Here is a 16,119-nt window from a genome sequence, read left to right on the forward strand (position 1 = left end):
CCCCAGGGGCCGAGTAAAGGGGGCACACTGATCGAATGCAGCTCCCGCTGAACCCACCGGTCAAGCCGATGCTCGCCAAACCCGTCGCGGACATCCCGCCCGGCCAGATCTACGAGCCCAAATGGGACGGGTTCCGGTCGATCGTCTTCCGGGACGGTGCCGAGGTGGAGATCGGCAGCCGTAACGAGAAGCCGATGACCCGCTACTTCCCCGAGGTGGTCGAGGCGATTCTGGCGAACTTCCCGGAGCGCGCCGTGATCGACGGCGAGGTGATCGTGGCCGACACCGAGCGGAACACACTCGACTTCGAGGCCCTCCAGCAGCGCATCCACCCGGCCGCGAGCCGGGTGAAGCTGCTGTCCGAGCAGACCCCGGCGGGTTTCGTGGCGTTCGATCTGCTCGCGCTCGGCGACGAGGATCTGACCGAGCTGCCGTTCCACAAACGACGCGACATGCTGGCGAAAGTCCTCGAGAACGCCAAACCTCCGGTGTACGTGACTCCGGCGACCGACGATCTGGAGACGGCCCGCCGGTGGTTCGCCGAGTTCGAGGGCGCCGGGCTGGACGGCCTGATCGCGAAGTCCCGTGATCTGACCTACCAGCCGGACAAACGGGTGATGGCGAAGATCAAGCACAAGCGCACCGCCGACTGCGTGGTGGCCGGGTACCGGGTGCACAAGTCGGCCGAGAACCGGATCGGCTCGCTGCTGCTGGGCCTGCACGACGAGCGTGGCGTCCTGGTGAGCGTCGGGGTGATCGGCTCGTTCCCGATGAAGGTCCGGGAGGAGCTGTTCGAGGAGCTCCAGCCGCTGGTCACCACGTTCGAGGGACATCCGTGGAACTGGGCGGCGCACGAGCAGGGCGAGCGGACCCCGCGCAAGAACGAGGTGAGCAGGTGGAACGCGGGCAAGGACCTGTCGTTCACACCGCTGCGCCCCGAACGGGTGGTTGAGGTCCGCTACGACTACATGGAGGGTGTCCGGTTCCGGCACACCGCCCAGTTCGAACGGTGGCGTCCCGACCGCGAACCGCTGACCTGCACATACGAGCAGTTGGAGCGGCCGGTGCGGTTCGATCTGGCCGAGGTGCTCACCAGCCGCTGACGGGGCTTCGGGCGCGGACCGGATAGGGTCGTTGCGTGGATCGTCGCTCACGCCTGGCAGTCGCAGTCCTCTCCGTGCTGGTCCTGACGGCCGGGTGCACGCTGCCCTCGTTCGCTCCGGAGGGCTCGGACGAGCCGGCCCGGCAGGGCGGCACGAGCGCGCCGGCCCCGTCCGGCTCCGGTTCGGCGACCCGGTGGAAACCGTGCCCGGAGGTGCCCCGCGAGTTGGTCGGCCGCACCGCGGACGGGATGACCTACGAGTGCGCCACGGTGGATGTGCCGACCGACTGGGCGAAACCGGTCGCCGGGGAGACGTACGGCATCGACATGATCCGCATCCGGTCGAACAAGCAGAAGGAGCGGATCGGCTCGCTGCTGCTGAACCCGGGCGGGCCCGGTGGCTCGGGTATCGACGTGGCCGTCTACCTGACCTTCGGGCAGGCGTTCGGCGGCCTGCCGGCCGAGGTCACCGACCGGTTCGACATCGTCGGGTTCGACCCGCGCGGGGTCGGCGAGTCCGATCCGGTGAAGTGCATCTCGGCGAAGGATCAGGACGCGAGCTTCGCCGCCGACCCGGATCCGGCCGATCAGGCCGAGTTCGACGAGGTCGCGGCGCTGAACAAGAAGATCGCCGACGGCTGCGCCAAGGAGTACGGGCCGAGCCTGCGCACGTATTCGACCGAGCAGGCGGCCCGTGACCTGGACGCGCTGCGTGCCGCGGTCGGCGACGAGAAACTGACCTACCTCGGTTTCTCGTACGGGACGTTGCTCGGCGCGACCTATGCCCAGCTGTTCCCGAAGAACGTGCGGGCCCTGGTGCTGGACGGCGCGGTGGACCCGACCGAGGACTACGTGTCCGGCTCGGAGCAGCAGGCGAAGGGCTTCGAGCGGGCGTTCACCAACTTCACCAACTGGTGTGCGCAGAACGCCACGAAGTGCCCGATCGCGCCGGACGCCCGGGGCGCGGTGACCGACGCGATGGCGAAGGCCGAGGTCTCACCGGTGCGTGGTCCGGACGGGCGGGACGCCACTCCGGGCTGGATCTTCCTCAGCGTGATCTCGTCGCTCTACACCGAGTCGGGCTGGACCAGCCTGGCCGAGGCGATCGACGGGCTGGCCGCCGGTGACGCCGAGGGCGTCTTCGAGCTCGCCGACTCGTACGCGGAACGTGAGCCGGACGGCACCTACTCCAACCTGTTCGACGCCAACCTGGCGGTGAACTGCGCGGACACCGACAAGGCGCCGACCGTGGCGGAGGTGCGGAGACTCCAGGGCGAGTGGCGCACGAAGTACCCGATGTTCGGCGCGGCGCTGGCCATCGGGATGCTGCCGTGCACGTACTGGGGTGGCGAGCGCGACCCGTATCCGGCGGGCAAGGCCGAGGGTGCCCCGCCGATCGTGGTGGTGGGCACGACGGGTGACCCGGCGACGCCGTACGAGAACACCGCCGACCTGGCGAACATGCTGGGTGTCGGGCATGTGCTGACGTGGGAGGGCGAGGGGCACACCGCCTACCCGTCGACCGCCTGCATCCGGAACGCCGTGGACGCGTACCTCATCGATCTGAAGGTCCCTCAGGAGGGTTTGCGCTGCCCTCCGAAGTGACCGGGCCGCTCTGACGTTCCTCGAGGATCGCCCGGATCACCCTCAGGTGATGCTTGATCTCCTCCTGCTCCTCGTGGCGGAAGGCGTCGTTGTCGACGATGAGCCGGCTGGCGAAATGCGCGGTGATCAGCGGGATGACCAGCAGCACCATGACCGAGATCAGCAGCCCGGCCATCAACCGGCCCTGCCAGGAGGTCGGGGAGATGTCGCCGTAACCGACGGTGGAGGCGGTGACGACGGCCCACCAGATCGAGTCGCCGATACTCCGATGCTCGAAATGCCGATACAAAACACCGCAGACGACGATCAGGATCGAGTACGCGATCAGCAGTGTCTTGGGTGAGTTGGCCAGCCAGACCACGGCGCGGTACAGCAGTCGCGGCAACCAGAGCAGCGCGTCCATGAGGTCATCGTGCCCGACGTGAAGGCGCCATGACAGCCTGTGACAGGCTTTCGATCATGCAGATCCGGATCGCCACCCGTGCCGATGTGCCAGCCGTTCTCACCCTTTTGGCCGATGACCAGATCAGCCGGGACCGCGGGTTCGGCCTCGATGAAGCCGTCGTTCCGGAGGCGGTCGACGCGGCGGTGTGGGCCGCGTTCGAGGCGATCGACGCCGACGACGGCAACGAGCTGATCGTGGCCGTCGACGGTGCCGAGGTGATCGGGACGTGCCAGCTCACCTTCATCCCAGGCCTGAGCCGCAACGGCGCCTTACGGATGCTGATCGAGGCGGTGCGGATCGACTCGGGCCGGCGCGGTCAGGGCCTCGGCGGCGAGCTGATCCGCTGGACGATCGACCGGGCCCGCGAGCGGGGCTGCGCGATCGTCCAGCTCACCACGGACAAGCGGCGCACCGACGCGCACCGCTTCTACGCCACCCTCGGCTTCGAGGCCTCCCACGAGGGCATGAAGCTACTGCTTTAGGTCGCGGTCCTTGGAGGGCTGCACCCGCTTGGGCTCGCCGGGCATCTTCGGGTGGTCCGGCGGGTACGGCAGGTCGCCGAAGCCGGCTTTCTCGTCGCGCTCCACCCACTCCAGCAGCGGGCTGAGATCGTGGGCGACGTCGTCGATGCCGGCGTGCGGGTCGCCCACCTCGGCGAACCGGGGCGGCATGGTCCGCAGGTCGAAGTCGTCCGGCTCGGCGGAGGCCAGTTCGTCCCAGGTGACCGGGGCGGAGACGGTGCCCCGGGCGTTGGCCCGCAGCGAGTAGGCGCAGGCGATGGTCCGGTCCCGGGCCATCTGGTTGTAGTCGAGGAAGACCCGTTCGCCGCGCTCCTCCTTCCACCAGGAGGTGGTGATGCCGGCCGGGTTGCGGCGTTCCACCTCGCGGGCCAGGGCGATGGCGGCGCGCCGCACGTCCACGAACGACCAGCGCGGGGCGATCCGCACGTAGATGTGAACGCCACGGCCGCCCGACGTCTTCGGATATCCGGTCCAGCCCAGATCGGCGAGGACCTCGCGGACCACTCCGGCGGTGGCGATCACGTCGGCGAAGCCGGTGCCGGGCTGCGGGTCGAGGTCGATGCGCAGCTCGTCGGGCTCGTCGGGGGTGGCGGCGCGGACCGGCCAGGGGTGGAAGACCACGGTGCCCATCTGGGCGGCCCAGGCGACATGGGCCAGGTCGGCCGGGCTGAGCTCGTCGGCCGTACGCATGCTGGGGAATTTGATCGTCGCGGTTTTGATCCAGTCGGGGACGCCGCGGGTGGGGATCCGTTTCTGGTAGAACGCCTCGCCCTCGATGCCGTCGGGGAAGCGCTGAAGCGTGGTGGGGCGGTCGCGCAGCGCCCGCAGGATGCCGTCGCCGACCGCCAGGTAGTAGTCGAAGACGTCCCGTTTGGTGAATCCGCGGCCCGGGAAGACGATCTTGTCAGGGCTGCTCAGGCGCACGATGTGCCCGGCGATCTCATGCTCTTCAGCGGCTGCTTTCGGCATGTCCCGAGCCTACGGGGCGGAACGCCGGTAAGCCGCCCGCCTCGGCGTCGCCCGGGACCCGGGGTCCGAAAAGCCGGCCGGGCCAGGGGTCCGAAAGGCCGCACGGCCGCCCGGCGAACCGGGCGGCCGTGCGGAAATGATCGCCTGTGGAGGAGTCAGGCGCTGCGGCGGCGACGGGTGTACCAGACCGCGGCGGCGCCGCCGGCCAGCATCAGGCCGCCGAGGGCGAGCGTGCCGCCGAGCGGGGCGCCGGTAACCGCGAGGCGGGTGCCCGAGCTGACGCCCTGGCCGCCGGCGCTGGCGGAGGCCTGCGGGCCGGCGGTCGCCGAGTTGACGCCGGTGCCGGGGGTCTGCTTGATGGTGCCGGTGGGCAGGCTCTGCGTGACCGACGGGGTCGGCGACGCGCTGATGCCGTGCGACGGCGTGTAGCCGGGGCCGCCACGGGTCGGGCTGGTCGTTGCGGTGTTCGCCGCCTTGACCGTGCCGGCCGGGGCCGGGGTGGTCGCGGCCGGCGCCGGAGTCGTGGTGGCGGGGGTGCCGGGCACTTGCTGGACCGTTCCGCCGTAGCCCGGGTTGCCGCGCTGGTCCCCGGTGTCGGGGGTAGGCGTGATGATCGCGTGACCGGCCTTCACCATGGCGTCAGCCGCCAGGGCGGGGGCGCCACCGAGGGCCAGAGCAGCGAGAACTGAGGCACCGACCGTGGCGATTCCAGCGGCCGGACGGCGCGAAAAGCTCATGAGGAGTATCCGTTCTGTTGCGGAAGGTACGTTCCATGGTCGCACGGGAGCTTAACGGTAATTGCCCGTTTTACCCGGAAACAACCTCCGGCGGGTCTTCAGCCCGGAAGACCACCGAAACGGTGACTCCGCCACAAATGGGACAGAGCGAACAGCTTGAGCTCGAACTGGGGATCCGCCGCGAAGAGTCCCCCGCTGTACGGTGCGTGCAGCTGCACGCTGGCCCCGGAATCCAGATAGACGGAGACCACCGTCCGCCGCCCGCGCCGCTCGGCCCGCAGGTCCACCACCCGGCTCCACGGCGCGACACCCTCTTCGAAGACCGATGAGGTACGGATACCCCGCGCGCCCACCTCGACCCCGGTCCGGTGCCCGGCCACCAGACCGGCGACCGCCCCTATGACCAGGGGTGTCAGGATCAGCACGGCCCACGTCCAGCCGGGTGGGCCGGACCACAGGAGCGCGATCATCACCCCCGTCATGACACTCGCCACAGCGCCGAGCACGCCGAGGTAGAGACCGTGGCCGAGACCCTGCTGCCAGGTGGGCCGGAACGTCGCGGGGGATGCACCTTCCATGACCGGTCAACTCCGGGTGAACATCACTCCTGGCGGACCGGGCGTGCGACGTACGGTTGACAGCATGACGACCGATCTGCCTACCACTCAGGACGAGTGGCGCATCCGCCTGTCCCCGGAGGAGTTCTACGTGCTCCGCGAGGGCGGGACGGAGCGGCCGTGGAGTGGCGAGTACGTGGAGACGAAGACCGAGGGCGTCTACAACTGCCGGGCCTGTGGCGCGGCGCTGTACGAGAGCGGCAGCAAGTTCGACAGCCACTGCGGCTGGCCGTCCTACGACGACGCGATCCCGGGCGCGGTCCGGGAGATCGAGGACCGCACCCTCGGGATGGTGCGCACCGAGATCAGGTGCGCCAACTGCGACTCACACCTGGGTCACGTGTTCCGGGGTGAGGGCTTCACCCCGAAGAACACGCGGCACTGTGTGAACAGCCTGTCGATCAGGCTGGATCCCGCCGCCTGAGATCCTCGATCACGTAGGAGACACCGTTCTCCGCGGTGATCGTCCCGCTGGACTCGGTGACGACCCAGTCGTCGCCGAGCTCCGGAGCGAGGACGTCGCCGGTCACGTCGAGCTCGATCCTGGTCCGCACGATGTGGCCGGCCCGCGGCAGGAAGGCGGCGTAGACCTCGCCGCCGCCCATCACCCAGAAATCATCGGCCTTCACCTCGTCGAGCGAGTGGGCCACGGTGGCGCCGGGCGCCGACCAGTCCCGCGAGCGGGTGAGCACGATGTTCTCCCGGCCGGGCAGCGGACGCCGGGGCAGCGAGTCCCAGGTGGCCCGGCCCATCACGACCGCGGCGCCCATCGTCCGTTCCTTGAAGGTCCGCTGCTCACCGGGCACCCGCCAGGGGATCGTGGCGCCGGCGCCGATCACCCGGCCACGGGCCTCGGCCCAGATCATGTGGATCGTCATACCGCGACGGGCGCCTTGATCAGCGGGTGGTGCCGGTAGTCGACCACGGTGAAGTCCGCGAACTCGTGCTCGAAGAGGCTCTCCCGCTGCTTGATCTCCAGTTCCGGGAACGGGTACGGCTCGCGGGTGAGCTGCTCTTTCACCTGCTCGATGTGGTTGGTGTAGATGTGCACGTCGCCGCCGACCCAGATGAAGTCACCCGGCTCCAGTCCGACGTGCGCGGCGACCAGCCGGGTGAGCAGGGCGTAGCTGGCGATGTTGAACGGCACCCCCAGGAAGAGGTCGGCGCTGCGCTGGTAGAGCTGGCAGGAGAGCTTGCCGTCGGCCACGTAGAACTGGAACAGCGCATGGCAGGGCGCGAGCGCCATGTCCGGGATGTCGGACACGTTCCAGGCGGACACGATCATGCGCCGGGAGTCCGGGTTCGTCCGGATGCTCTCCACCACCTCGGCGAGCTGATCGACATCACCCCGTGACGTCGGCCAGGACCGCCACTGCTTGCCGTAGACCGGCCCGAGCGAACCGTCCGGCGCCGCCCACTCGTCCCAGATCGTCACGCCCTGATCGCGCAGCCACTGCACGTTGGTGTCCCCGCGGAGGAACCAGAGCAGCTCCACGGCGAGCGACTTGAAATGCACCCGCTTGGTGGTGACCAGCGGGAAACCCTGGGACAGGTCGTAGCGGAGACGCTCACCGAAGAGGCTGAGCGTCCCCGTACCGGTGCGGTCGCTCTTGGGAGTGCCGGACTCCAGGACGCGCCGCAGAAGGTCTTCGTATTGGGTGTCGACAGCCATGCCGACCAAACTAGCGGAGCTTGCCGCCGATGCTGACGATCCGCTGGGCCAGGTGATCGAGTGCCGCGTGCTGCGTGTCACCCAGCGGGGCGTCGTTGCTGCCGCCGGTGACGTGCGAGACGCCGTACGGGTTGCCGTCGGCGAACTTCAGCGGATCGGTGTAGCCGGGCGCGACCACGACGCCACCGAAGTGGTAGATCGTGTTGTAGAGCGCCAGCAGCGTCGACTCCTGCCCGCCGTGCTCGGTCATCGAGGCGGTGAACCCGGCGTACGCCTTGTTCGCCAGCTGGCCCTGCGCCCACTGCGGGCCGAGCGTGTCGAGGAACTGTTTGAGCTGGCTGGCCACGTTGCCGTACCGGGTGGGTGTGCCGAAGAGCACAGCGTCAGCCCAGACCACGTCCTCGGCGGCCGCCTTCGGCTCGTTCTTGGTCCGGTCGAAGTGCTGGCTCCACGCCGCATTGGAGGCGATCGCCTCGGCCGGCGCCAGCTCGGTCACCTGGCGCAGCCGCACCTCGGCCCCGGCCTTCTCCGCCGCCTCGCTCAACCGGGTAGCCATGGAGTGGATGGTGCCTGTCGACGAGTAATAGATGATCGCCAGTTTCACATCAGCCATGACTAAAGGAGATCTCCCCGGGGCCCCGGCCGAAACGCTTATAGATGAAGTTCGCTGCCGTCCTCGTCGTCCAGCCAGACCCCGTCGGTCGCCAGGTAGCGGAACTTGTAGTGGCCGGGCTCGAGCGGCACGCTGACCGTCCGGGTGCCGTTGCGCCGCACCTGGAGCTCGTGCTTCCCGGGCTCCCAGCCGTTGAAGTCGCCGACCACGCTGACCGTCCCGGCCGGCTCGTCCGCCGGCAGGGAGAAGGTCACCCGCGTCTTGCTCCCGAACAACTTACTCGTCTTGATCATGAAGCCCTCCCTTCACCGGTACAACGTCGCACTGCCGCGTATGTTGTGCCGATGCATCCCGAACCTCATGACGAGCTGCGCGTGGCGTCCTTCCGCGACCTGGACACCACCACCCTCTACGAAATTCTCAAGCTGCGCAGCGAGGTCTTCGTGGTCGAGCAGGAATGTGCCTACCTTGATCCGGACGGACGGGACGACGAGCCCGGAACCCGGCATCTGTGGTTCGCTCAGGGCAAGAAGGTCCGGGCCTACCTGCGGATTCTCAGCGACCACGGGGTGGAGCGGATCGGCCGGGTGGTGACCGCCCCGGACGCTCGCGGCGCCGGCCTGGCCGGGCGCCTGATCACCGAGGCGATCACCGTGATCGGCAATCGCCCCAGCGTCCTGCACGCCCAGGCCCACCTGAGCGGCTTCTACGGCAGATTCGGGTACGTCGTCGACGGCCCCGAGTACCTGGAGGACGGCATCCCCCACGTGCCCATGATCCGCGATTGCCGCCGGTGAGTCAGGGTCGGTTTTTCGACGGCCGCCGGGTTTGCGGATGACGGGAAACCGACCCTGACTCACCGGTTACAAGGCAATCGCCGCGGAGCGAAGCGGAGCCAGCAAGCTAAGGCAGGTTCGCAACCAGCTCAGTGACCGAGCGACGGCGGCCGGTGTAGAACGGGACCTCCTCGCGGACGTGCAGCCGCGCCTTCGAAGCCCGCAGGTCACGCATCAGGTCGACGATCCGGTGCAGCTCGTCGGCCTCGAAGGCGAGCATCCACTCGTAGTCGCCGAGCGCGAACGACGCGACCGTGTTGGCCCGGACATCCGGGTACGGCCGGGCCATCTTGCCGTGCTCGGCCAGCATCGCGCGGCGCTCCTCGTCGGGCAGCACATACCAGTCGTAGGAGCGCACGAACGGGTAGACGCACAGGTAGGCGCGGGGGTCCTCACCGGCGAGGAAGGCCGGCAGGTGGCTGCGGTTGAACTCGGCCGGGCGGTGCAGCGCCATCTGCGACCAGACCGGCTCCAGGTGACGGCCCAGCGCGGTGCGGCGGAACAGCCCGTAGGCGTCCTGCAACGCGTCCGACGAGCTGGAGTGCCACCACACCATGATGTCGGCGTCGGCGCGCAGCCCGGACACGTCATAGGTGCCGCGGATCGTCACATCCTTGCCGGCCAGCTGCTCGAACAGGCCGTCGACCTCACCGGCCAGCTCGTCGCGCAGCGCCGGCAGCGGCGACGACACCCGGAACACCGACCACATCGTGTAACGGATCGTCGCGTTCAGCTCGTTGATGCGGGCCGCATTGGTCTGCTCGGTCATCGAATCCCCTCCAGAAACTTGCTCACATCGTCTGCCGCACGCTCGCCACTGGCCACACACACCGGGATCCCGACGCCGTCGAACGCCGCCCCGGCCAGAGCCAGACCCTCCGGCAGCCCGGCCCGCACCCGCGCCACCCGGTCGGCGTGACCCGGCGCGTACTGCGGAAGGCCGCCACCCCAGCGCTGCACCCACGACCCGTCCGGCTCCGGCAGGGCGGCGCCGATCAGCTCGCTCAGCTCCCGGCGGGCCACGGCCAGCAGCGACGCGTCGTCGAGCTGCAACCGCTCCTCCTCGCCGGCCCGCCCCAGCGACACCCGCACCACCACCGGGCCGGGCCCGTCCGCGAGATGCGGCCACTTCGACGTGAAGAAGGTGGCCGCCTTGACAAGCGTGCCCTCGCCCGGCGGGACCAGGAAACCCGACAACTCCGGCAACACCGTCCCCGCGGGCAGGGCCAGGGCGGCGAGCGCGACGCTCGCATACTCCAGGGCCGCGATCTCCGCCCCGGCGTCACCGAGCAGCCGCGCCGCCGGCTTGGCCGGGACCGCCAGGATCACCGCGTCGACCTCGTCCACCTGCGGCGCGGGCGTCGATCCAAAGATCAACTTCCAACGACCCGCAGCGGTACGGGAAAGCTCGCGCACCGGTAGCCCGAGCACCAGGTGCGCCCCTGACGCCGAGGCGGCAGCGCTGACCAGACGGCTCATCCCGCCGTCCACAGCCGCGAAGACCGGCCGCCCCGGAACCCGCCGGCTGCGGGCCTGCGCCGCCCGGACCGCCCTGGCCAGCGTGTGCTCGGTCTCCGCGGTCGCCGCCAGCTGCGGCATCGTCACGCGCAGGGACAGGCGGTCGGCCCGCCCCGCGTAGACGCCGCCCAGCATCGGGTCGACCAGCCGGTCCACCACCTCGTCGCCGTAACGCTCCCGGACCAGCTCACCGACCGCCACGTCGGCGCCGGCCGCCAGCAGCGGGACACCACGATCCACATCGGCGCCACTGGCCGGCCGGGCCACACCGTCCAGCGCGGACAGGTCGCCGGGCACCCCGACCAGAGTGCCGCCCGGAATCGGGGCCAGCCGGCCACCGATCGCCAGCGCGGCCGGACGGGCGGCCGGATGCACCAGGTCGTCGCCGAGCCCGAGCCGCTGGGCCAGTGCCACAGCCGCCGAGACAGCGCCGTCGGAGCCACTGTTCAGGAACGACTCGGCGCCCCGCTCGACCCGGCGGCCGCACAGCTCACCGGTCTGGAGCTTGCCACCCAGGGTGGTGCTCCGCTCGTACACCAGGATCTCGGTGTCGGAAGGGTGGAGATCCCGCAGCCGCACCGCCGCCGCAAGGCCCGCGATGCCGCCGCCGATGACCGCGATCCGCTTCCGCACGCTCTTCACACTCCCAGGTCGCGCCCGGCCCCGGCCACCGGGGTCCGCCGCTGTGACGCCCCCCGGCCAAGCAACCTGTCTGAGCGACGGCCAGCCGTCGCTCAGACCTGTTCTGGACCACATCCTTGTGGGCGTCGGGCATGAACGGCAGGGTCCTAGGACCCGGAAACCTCGTGCACCAGCGCGACCAGGCGGGTCAGGATCTCCGGGTCGGTCTCCGGCATCACGCCGTGGCCCAGGTTGAAGACGTGCCCGGGGGCCGACTTCCCCTGCGCCAGGACACGCCTGGTCTCGCGCTCCACGGTCTCCCAGCCGGCGAAGAGGACCGCCGGGTCCAGGTTGCCCTGCACCGCGCGGTCCGGGCCGATCCGCCGGGTCGCGTCGTCCAGCGGAGTGCGCCAGTCCACACCCACCACGTCGGCGCCCGCCTCGCCCATCGCCTCCAGCAGCACCGCGGTGCCGACACCGAAGTGGATCCGGGGCACACCGGCGCCCAGCAACCCGTTCAGCACCTTCGCCGAGTGCGGCATCACGTGCCGCCGGTAGTCGGCCTCGGAGAGCGCGCCCGCCCACGAGTCGAACAGCTGGACGGCGCTGACCCCGGCGTCCACCTGGACGCGCAGGAACGTCAGCGTGATGTCGGCGAGGCGGTCCAGCAGGGCGTTCCACAGGTCGGGTGCCCCGTACATCATCGCCTTGGTCTTGAGATAGGTCCGTGAGGGACCGCCCTCGATGAGGTAGCTGGCCAGCGTGAACGGCGCTCCGGCGAAGCCGATCAAGGGGGTTTCGCCGAGCTCGGCGACCAGCAGCTTGATCGCCTCGGTGACGAAGTCGACATCGGCCGGGACGAGCCGGCGCAGCCGGGCCAGATCGGACTCGGCGCGGATCGGCTCGGCGACCACCGGGCCGGTGCCGGCCACGATGTCCAGATCGATGCCGGCCGCCGCGACCGGCACCACGATGTCGCTGAAGAAGATCGCCGCGTCCACGTTGTGCCGGCGCACCGGCTGGAGGGTGATCTCGGTGACCAGATCCGGCCGGCGGCACGACTCGAGCATGCCGACGCCTTCGCGGATCTTGCGGTACTCCGGCAGCGAGCGCCCGGCCTGCCGCATGAACCAGACCGGGGTGTGCGTAACGGGCAGACCACGACACGCCCGGACGAAGGGGGAATCCTCAAGAACCGTCACCGAAACATCGTGCCACGCGAGTGAATCGTCCCGGCGGCGCGCCGAGCACGGGACGGCGGCGAGATCGGCATAGGCTTTCCCCATGGCGTCCCCCTCCGCTGCCCCCGAGGCGTTCACCCGCGCCGTCGCCGGGTTGCGCGCGGAGTCGCCGCGGCCGGAGATCCTGCTCGAGGAGATCGCCGCGCCACAGCGGCTCGCGCCGTTCTCGTTCGCCCTCAGCGCCACCGTGCTCCGCGCCGGTGACGAGGTGGCGAGCGGCCGGCTCATCCTGCTGCACGATCCGGCCGGGCATGACGCCTGGCGCGGTGACCTGCGGCTGGTCACGCTGATCACCGCGGAGCTGGAGGACGATCTGGCCTCCGATCCGCTGCTGCCGGCGGTGGCCTGGACCTGGCTGACCGACGGGCTGGACCAGTATGCGGCGGCCTACACGGCGATCGGCGGCACGGTCACGCAGACCGCGTCCACCCGGTTCGGTGAGCTGGCCGGCCCGGATCCGACCGCCGACCTGGAGGTGCGGGCGTCCTGGACGCCGACCTCGGATGATTTCGGCGCGCATCTGCGCGGGTGGCTGGCGATGCTCGCCTCGACGGCCGGCCTTCCGCCGCCGGGCGTGGCCTCGCTGAGCGACCGCCAGCTGCGCGTCTGACGCCCGCCACCCTTTGCGCGTCTAGCTTCCGCCGCCTCCGCGCGTCTAGCGTCCGCCGCCCGCCGCGATCTTGTGGACTTCCGGCGCACCTGTCCCGCCGAGCTCCACAAGATCGCCGGGGATGTCAGCCGTTGCCGCAGGCGCCGAGCGTCTCGCAGGCGACCTCGATCGGGATGGCCAGGCCGATGCCCTCGGCGTCGCGGGCCTTCGCGGTGGCGATGCCGACCACCTGCCGGCTGGAGTTGACCACCGGCCCGCCGGAGTTGCCCGGGTTGATCGGTGCGTCGAACTGGATCGTCGGCCCGTCCTCGGTGGTGCGCAGCGCGCTGATCACGCCGGTGGTGACCGAGTCCTCCAGACCGAGCGGGGCGCCCGCCACCAGCACCTGCTGGCCGGATTTGACGTCGCCGGCCGCGATCCCGAGCGCCTTGATCTCCCGGTTGGCCCGCAGCAGCGCCAGGTCCTTGTCCTGGTCCACCTTGACGATGGTCGCGTTGATCCGGGTGTTGCCGCGTTCCAGCGTCACCTGCCGCTCGCCGTCCCCGAACGTCTCCTCTACCACGTGGAAGTTGGTGAACAGGCTGGTCCGCCCATTGGCCTCGCTGACCGCGAACGCGGTGCCGGTGAACTCGCCGGCCCGGACCCGGAAGACGCTGGGCAGCACGTCCTCGGCGATCCCCTCCGAGTCGAAGTTGGCCGAGGTCTGCTGCTTCTCCAGTTTCTCGACCCGGTCCTGGGAGGAGCTGACCACCTCGGCGATGTCGTTGTTGTTCTGGATGATGGTCTCCACCCGGAACGCCTGCCAGCCCGAGACCAGGACCAGTGCGGTGATCAGGCCGAAGAGGACCGGCTTGAACTTGCTCCGGCGTTCACGCGGCTCCGGCGGGGTGTAGGCCAGCTGCGAGGGCTGCTGATACTGCTGGTACTGCTGCTGCTGCGGGTACGAGTCGTAGACCGGCTGCTGGTACTGCGGCTGCTGATACTGGTACTGCTGCTGTTGCTGCGCCCACGGGTCCTGCGCCTGGTACTGCTCCTCCTGCCAGTTCCACTCCTGGGCACGGCGCCCACCGTTGGCTGGCGTGAAGGGCTCGAACGGGCTGGACATACGGCGCGGCCTCCCGGTGGTATCGGCGCTGCGACAGGTGGTACGGACCGGAGGGGCAAACGGATGAACCCCCCGGAAGATCGAGAATCGACGCGCCGGGAGCCCTGCTGCGCACAGCGGGGGTGCTACCCCCGTACGGTTACGGAGTGACCGACGAAGCACCCCTGCGCCGTCGGGACTCGCCGGACACGGCAGGGGACGGACCGCACCTTGTGCCGCCCGACCCGACATCTGGCGGTCCCGAGGATTCCCGCCCCGCGACACCCCTGACCGCCCCACGTGACGGCACGCCCGCCCCGGTGGAGACCCCGGCCGAACTGGCCGACGTGGTCTCCCGGATGTCGGGCGGCACCGGCCCGATCGCCGTGGACGCCGAGCGTGCGTCCGGATACCGCTACACCCAGCGGGCCTACCTGGTGCAACTGCGCCGCGCCGGTTCCGGCACGGTGCTGATCGACCCGTTGCCGCTGGACGATCTGCGCACCCTGGACGCGGCACTCGCCGACACCGAGTGGGTGCTGCACGCCGCCAGCCAGGACCTGCCGTGCCTGGCCGAGCTCGGCATGCGGCCACGGCGGCTGTTCGACACCGAGCTGGCCGCCCGGCTCGCCGGGTTCGAGCGGGTCGGCCTGGCCGCCCTCACCGAGCAGTTGCTCGGCTATTCGCTGGAGAAACACCATTCGGCCGCGGACTGGTCGACCCGGCCGCTGCCGGAGTCGTGGCTGACCTATGCGGCGCTCGACGTGGAGCTGCTCACCGACCTGCGTGACGTGCTCGCCGACGAGCTGGACCGGCAGGACAAGACGGCGTGGGCGGCCGAGGAGTTCGCCGCCCTGGTGGCCGGCGCCGACCGCCCGCCCCGGGTCCGCCCCGACCCGTGGCGCCGCACCTCGGGCATCCACCGGGTGCGTGGGGCGCGCGCCCAGTCCCGGGTCCGCGCGCTCTGGTATGCGCGGGACGGTGTCGCCGCCCGTCGTGACTCGGCGCCCGGCCGGGTGCTGCCCGACTCGGCGATAGTGGCCGCGGCCGAGGCGGATCCGAAAGACGAGCGCACCCTGCTCGGCATACCCGGTTTCGGTGGGCGTTCGGTGCGGCGGCTGGCCCGGATCTGGCTGGACGCCCTCGATCAGGCGCGGTCCCTGCCCGATGACGCGCTCCCGGTGAACCAGCCGGTCGACGGCCCGCCGCCGCCGCACCGCTGGGCCGAGCGTGACCCGGTCGCGGCGGCCCGGCTGGCGCGCTGCCGGCAGGTCGTGGTCGGCACCGCCGAGCAGCACAACCTGCCCCCGGAGAACCTGATCAGCCCGGACTTCATCCGCCGCCTGGCGTGGTCACCGCCGGACGAGATCAGCGGGCGGACGGTCGGTGACACGCTGCTCGGGTTCGGCGCCCGCAACTGGCAGGTCACGCTGCTGGCCGCCCAACTGTCCGAGGTCCTGCCCGACCCGGCGTGACGCCGCCGCCGACGATCTTGTGAGGTTGCGCCCCCGGTGGGCGCAGCCTCACAAGATCATCGCGGTCGTGTCGATCTTGTGAGGTGGCGGCTGCCGCAGAAGCTTCTTCAGGACTTTCGCCGCATCCGGGGTCAATCCCCCTGCGACGTCTTCCCGCCGAGCCTCCGCGACGCCTCCCCACCGAGCCTCCGCGATCTCTTCCCGCCGAACCTCCGCGATCTCTTCCCGCCGAGCCTTCGGGCTATCGCACCGGCCACGCAGGCGACTGAGACGCCGACCCGAGGACGAAAATGTCGTTTGCCCGGCCGATTTGTCCACATTCAGCCTGGTAGATCTTGCACGGTTCTCCACGCCGACAGCGACGCTTCTATAGGTGGGCCGGTTCCGGGAGGGGTTGGTATCGGTAGGGTTCGGCACCGGTGATCTACGAGTGACTCATGCAAGATCTGGCCG

General features: G+C 70.2%; 19 protein-coding genes. 7 read left to right on the forward strand and 12 right to left on the reverse strand.

Annotation, left to right across the window (positions count from 1 at the left end; genetic code table 11):
• Positions 1-35: 35 nt before the first annotated feature.
• Both AB0E94_RS25975 and AB0E94_RS25980 read left to right on the forward strand, forming a co-directional pair.
• Entirely contained in the window at positions 36-1,103 is a 1,068-nt protein-coding gene (locus AB0E94_RS25975) for an ATP-dependent DNA ligase (RefSeq protein WP_360330581.1), read from the forward strand.
• A gap of 35 nt (positions 1,104-1,138) precedes the next feature.
• Positions 1,139-2,707: an alpha/beta hydrolase gene (locus tag AB0E94_RS25980; protein ID WP_360330584.1), complete on the forward strand. Its 1,569-nt coding sequence runs from the start codon at positions 1,139-1,141 to the stop codon at positions 2,705-2,707.
• Here AB0E94_RS25980 and AB0E94_RS25985 read toward each other — a convergent pair.
• Positions 2,658-3,110 carry a potassium channel family protein gene (locus AB0E94_RS25985; protein ID WP_360330587.1) on the reverse strand — a complete coding sequence of 151 codons (453 nt, stop codon included), beginning with the start codon at positions 3,108-3,110 and terminating at the stop codon, positions 2,658-2,660. The two genes, AB0E94_RS25980 and AB0E94_RS25985, sit on opposite strands and share 50 nt — an antisense overlap.
• Positions 3,111-3,166: 56 nt before the next feature.
• On the opposite strand from AB0E94_RS25985, the gene AB0E94_RS25990 reads away from it, so the two are divergent.
• A complete protein-coding gene (locus tag AB0E94_RS25990; RefSeq protein ID WP_360330590.1) occupies positions 3,167-3,634 on the forward strand; it encodes a GNAT family N-acetyltransferase in 468 nt (155 codons plus the stop codon).
• Here the strand turns inward: AB0E94_RS25990 and ligD are convergent.
• The 3 genes from ligD to AB0E94_RS26005 form a co-directional block, all read right to left on the reverse strand.
• Complete coding sequence (gene ligD, locus AB0E94_RS25995; protein WP_360330593.1) at positions 3,623-4,642, reverse strand: non-homologous end-joining DNA ligase; 1,020 nt, start codon at positions 4,640-4,642, stop codon at positions 3,623-3,625. The two genes, AB0E94_RS25990 and ligD, sit on opposite strands and share 12 nt — an antisense overlap.
• 155 nt (positions 4,643-4,797) lie before the next feature.
• Positions 4,798-5,379 carry a hypothetical protein gene (locus tag AB0E94_RS26000; protein WP_360330596.1) on the reverse strand — a complete coding sequence of 194 codons (582 nt, stop codon included), beginning with the start codon at positions 5,377-5,379 and terminating at the stop codon, positions 4,798-4,800.
• A 98-nt stretch (positions 5,380-5,477) separates the two neighbouring features.
• Positions 5,478-5,957, reverse strand: a complete 480-nt coding sequence (locus AB0E94_RS26005; RefSeq protein ID WP_360330599.1) for a hypothetical protein — start codon at positions 5,955-5,957, stop codon at positions 5,478-5,480.
• Between the two features lie 64 nt (positions 5,958-6,021).
• Between AB0E94_RS26005 and msrB the strand changes: the two genes are divergently transcribed.
• Positions 6,022-6,420: a peptide-methionine (R)-S-oxide reductase MsrB gene (gene msrB / locus AB0E94_RS26010; RefSeq protein WP_360330602.1), complete on the forward strand. Its 399-nt coding sequence runs from the start codon at positions 6,022-6,024 to the stop codon at positions 6,418-6,420.
• Here msrB and AB0E94_RS26015 read toward each other — a convergent pair.
• From AB0E94_RS26015 to AB0E94_RS26030, 4 genes are read right to left on the reverse strand one after another with little or no spacing between them, the layout of a single operon-like run.
• Positions 6,398-6,874 (reverse strand): dihydrofolate reductase, encoded by a 477-nt coding sequence (locus AB0E94_RS26015; RefSeq protein ID WP_360330605.1) that lies wholly within the window; start codon positions 6,872-6,874, stop codon positions 6,398-6,400. The two genes, msrB and AB0E94_RS26015, sit on opposite strands and share 23 nt — an antisense overlap.
• Positions 6,871-7,668, reverse strand: a complete 798-nt coding sequence (locus AB0E94_RS26020; protein ID WP_360330608.1) for a thymidylate synthase — start codon at positions 7,666-7,668, stop codon at positions 6,871-6,873. Before AB0E94_RS26020 ends, AB0E94_RS26015 begins: the two co-directional genes overlap by 4 nt.
• A gap of 10 nt (positions 7,669-7,678) precedes the next feature.
• Positions 7,679-8,281 (reverse strand): NAD(P)H:quinone oxidoreductase, encoded by a 603-nt coding sequence (gene wrbA / locus AB0E94_RS26025; protein WP_360330611.1) that lies wholly within the window; start codon positions 8,279-8,281, stop codon positions 7,679-7,681.
• 38 nt (positions 8,282-8,319) lie between these two features.
• Complete coding sequence (locus AB0E94_RS26030; RefSeq protein WP_360330614.1) at positions 8,320-8,574, reverse strand: isoamylase early set domain-containing protein; 255 nt, start codon at positions 8,572-8,574, stop codon at positions 8,320-8,322.
• Positions 8,575-8,625: 51 nt separating this feature from the next.
• Here AB0E94_RS26030 and AB0E94_RS26035 point away from each other — a divergent pair, with 51 nt between their 5' ends.
• The gene (locus tag AB0E94_RS26035; RefSeq protein ID WP_360330617.1) at positions 8,626-9,078 is read left to right on the forward strand and encodes a GNAT family N-acetyltransferase; all 453 of its coding nucleotides are present in this window, start codon (positions 8,626-8,628) and stop codon (positions 9,076-9,078) included.
• A gap of 106 nt (positions 9,079-9,184) precedes the next feature.
• Here AB0E94_RS26035 and hemQ read toward each other — a convergent pair whose 3' ends face one another.
• The 3 genes from hemQ to hemE all read right to left on the reverse strand — a co-directional run bounded on the left by hemQ (position 9,185) and on the right by hemE (position 12,458).
• Positions 9,185-9,886: a hydrogen peroxide-dependent heme synthase gene (hemQ, locus tag AB0E94_RS26040; protein ID WP_360330620.1), complete on the reverse strand. Its 702-nt coding sequence runs from the start codon at positions 9,884-9,886 to the stop codon at positions 9,185-9,187.
• Entirely contained in the window at positions 9,883-11,268 is a 1,386-nt protein-coding gene (gene hemG, locus AB0E94_RS26045; RefSeq protein WP_360330623.1) for a protoporphyrinogen oxidase, read from the reverse strand. Before hemG ends, hemQ begins: the two co-directional genes overlap by 4 nt.
• Before the next feature lie 155 nt (positions 11,269-11,423).
• Complete coding sequence (gene hemE / locus AB0E94_RS26050) at positions 11,424-12,458, reverse strand: uroporphyrinogen decarboxylase (RefSeq protein WP_360330626.1); 1,035 nt, start codon at positions 12,456-12,458, stop codon at positions 11,424-11,426.
• A gap of 82 nt (positions 12,459-12,540) precedes the next feature.
• Here hemE and AB0E94_RS26055 point away from each other — a divergent pair, with 82 nt between their 5' ends.
• Positions 12,541-13,107: a DUF3000 domain-containing protein gene (locus tag AB0E94_RS26055; protein ID WP_360330629.1), complete on the forward strand. Its 567-nt coding sequence runs from the start codon at positions 12,541-12,543 to the stop codon at positions 13,105-13,107.
• Positions 13,108-13,231: 124 nt separating this feature from the next.
• Here the strand turns inward: AB0E94_RS26055 and AB0E94_RS26060 are convergent, their stop codons facing one another.
• Positions 13,232-14,212 (reverse strand): trypsin-like peptidase domain-containing protein, encoded by a 981-nt coding sequence (locus AB0E94_RS26060; RefSeq protein ID WP_360330632.1) that lies wholly within the window; start codon positions 14,210-14,212, stop codon positions 13,232-13,234.
• Positions 14,213-14,358: 146 nt separating this feature from the next.
• On the opposite strand from AB0E94_RS26060, the gene AB0E94_RS26065 reads away from it, so the two are divergent.
• Positions 14,359-15,666, forward strand: coding sequence for a ribonuclease D (locus AB0E94_RS26065; protein WP_360330635.1), 1,308 nt, complete (start codon positions 14,359-14,361; stop codon positions 15,664-15,666).
• Positions 15,667-16,119 lie beyond the last annotated feature (453 nt).

This window comes from Actinoplanes sp. NPDC026670, from assembly GCF_040638175.1.
Classification (GTDB): Bacteria; Actinomycetota; Actinomycetes; order Mycobacteriales; family Micromonosporaceae; genus Actinoplanes.

What these genes read in the sequence shown, in the direction of transcription:
- AB0E94_RS26020 (WP_360330608.1), bottom strand. Translation starts at nt 7,668, where the DNA reads ATGGCTGTCGACACCCAATACGAAGACCTTCTGCGGCGCGTCCTGGAG.
- AB0E94_RS26000 (WP_360330596.1), bottom strand. Translation starts at nt 5,379, where the DNA reads ATGAGCTTTTCGCGCCGTCCGGCCGCTGGAATCGCCACGGTCGGTGCC.
- AB0E94_RS25985 (WP_360330587.1), bottom strand. Translation starts at nt 3,110, where the DNA reads ATGGACGCGCTGCTCTGGTTGCCGCGACTGCTGTACCGCGCCGTGGTC.
- AB0E94_RS25990 (WP_360330590.1), top strand. Translation starts at nt 3,167, where the DNA reads ATGCAGATCCGGATCGCCACCCGTGCCGATGTGCCAGCCGTTCTCACC.
- AB0E94_RS26055 (WP_360330629.1), top strand. Translation starts at nt 12,541, where the DNA reads ATGGCGTCCCCCTCCGCTGCCCCCGAGGCGTTCACCCGCGCCGTCGCC.
- AB0E94_RS26005 (WP_360330599.1), bottom strand. Translation starts at nt 5,957, where the DNA reads ATGGAAGGTGCATCCCCCGCGACGTTCCGGCCCACCTGGCAGCAGGGT.
- wrbA (WP_360330611.1), bottom strand. Translation starts at nt 8,281, where the DNA reads ATGGCTGATGTGAAACTGGCGATCATCTATTACTCGTCGACAGGCACC.
- AB0E94_RS26060 (WP_360330632.1), bottom strand. Translation starts at nt 14,212, where the DNA reads ATGTCCAGCCCGTTCGAGCCCTTCACGCCAGCCAACGGTGGGCGCCGT.
- AB0E94_RS26035 (WP_360330617.1), top strand. Translation starts at nt 8,626, where the DNA reads ATGCATCCCGAACCTCATGACGAGCTGCGCGTGGCGTCCTTCCGCGAC.
- AB0E94_RS26030 (WP_360330614.1), bottom strand. Translation starts at nt 8,574, where the DNA reads ATGATCAAGACGAGTAAGTTGTTCGGGAGCAAGACGCGGGTGACCTTC.
- hemQ (WP_360330620.1), bottom strand. Translation starts at nt 9,886, where the DNA reads ATGACCGAGCAGACCAATGCGGCCCGCATCAACGAGCTGAACGCGACG.
- ligD (WP_360330593.1), bottom strand. Translation starts at nt 4,642, where the DNA reads ATGCCGAAAGCAGCCGCTGAAGAGCATGAGATCGCCGGGCACATCGTG.
- AB0E94_RS26015 (WP_360330605.1), bottom strand. Translation starts at nt 6,874, where the DNA reads ATGACGATCCACATGATCTGGGCCGAGGCCCGTGGCCGGGTGATCGGC.
- AB0E94_RS25975 (WP_360330581.1), top strand. Translation starts at nt 36, where the DNA reads ATGCAGCTCCCGCTGAACCCACCGGTCAAGCCGATGCTCGCCAAACCC.
- msrB (WP_360330602.1), top strand. Translation starts at nt 6,022, where the DNA reads ATGACGACCGATCTGCCTACCACTCAGGACGAGTGGCGCATCCGCCTG.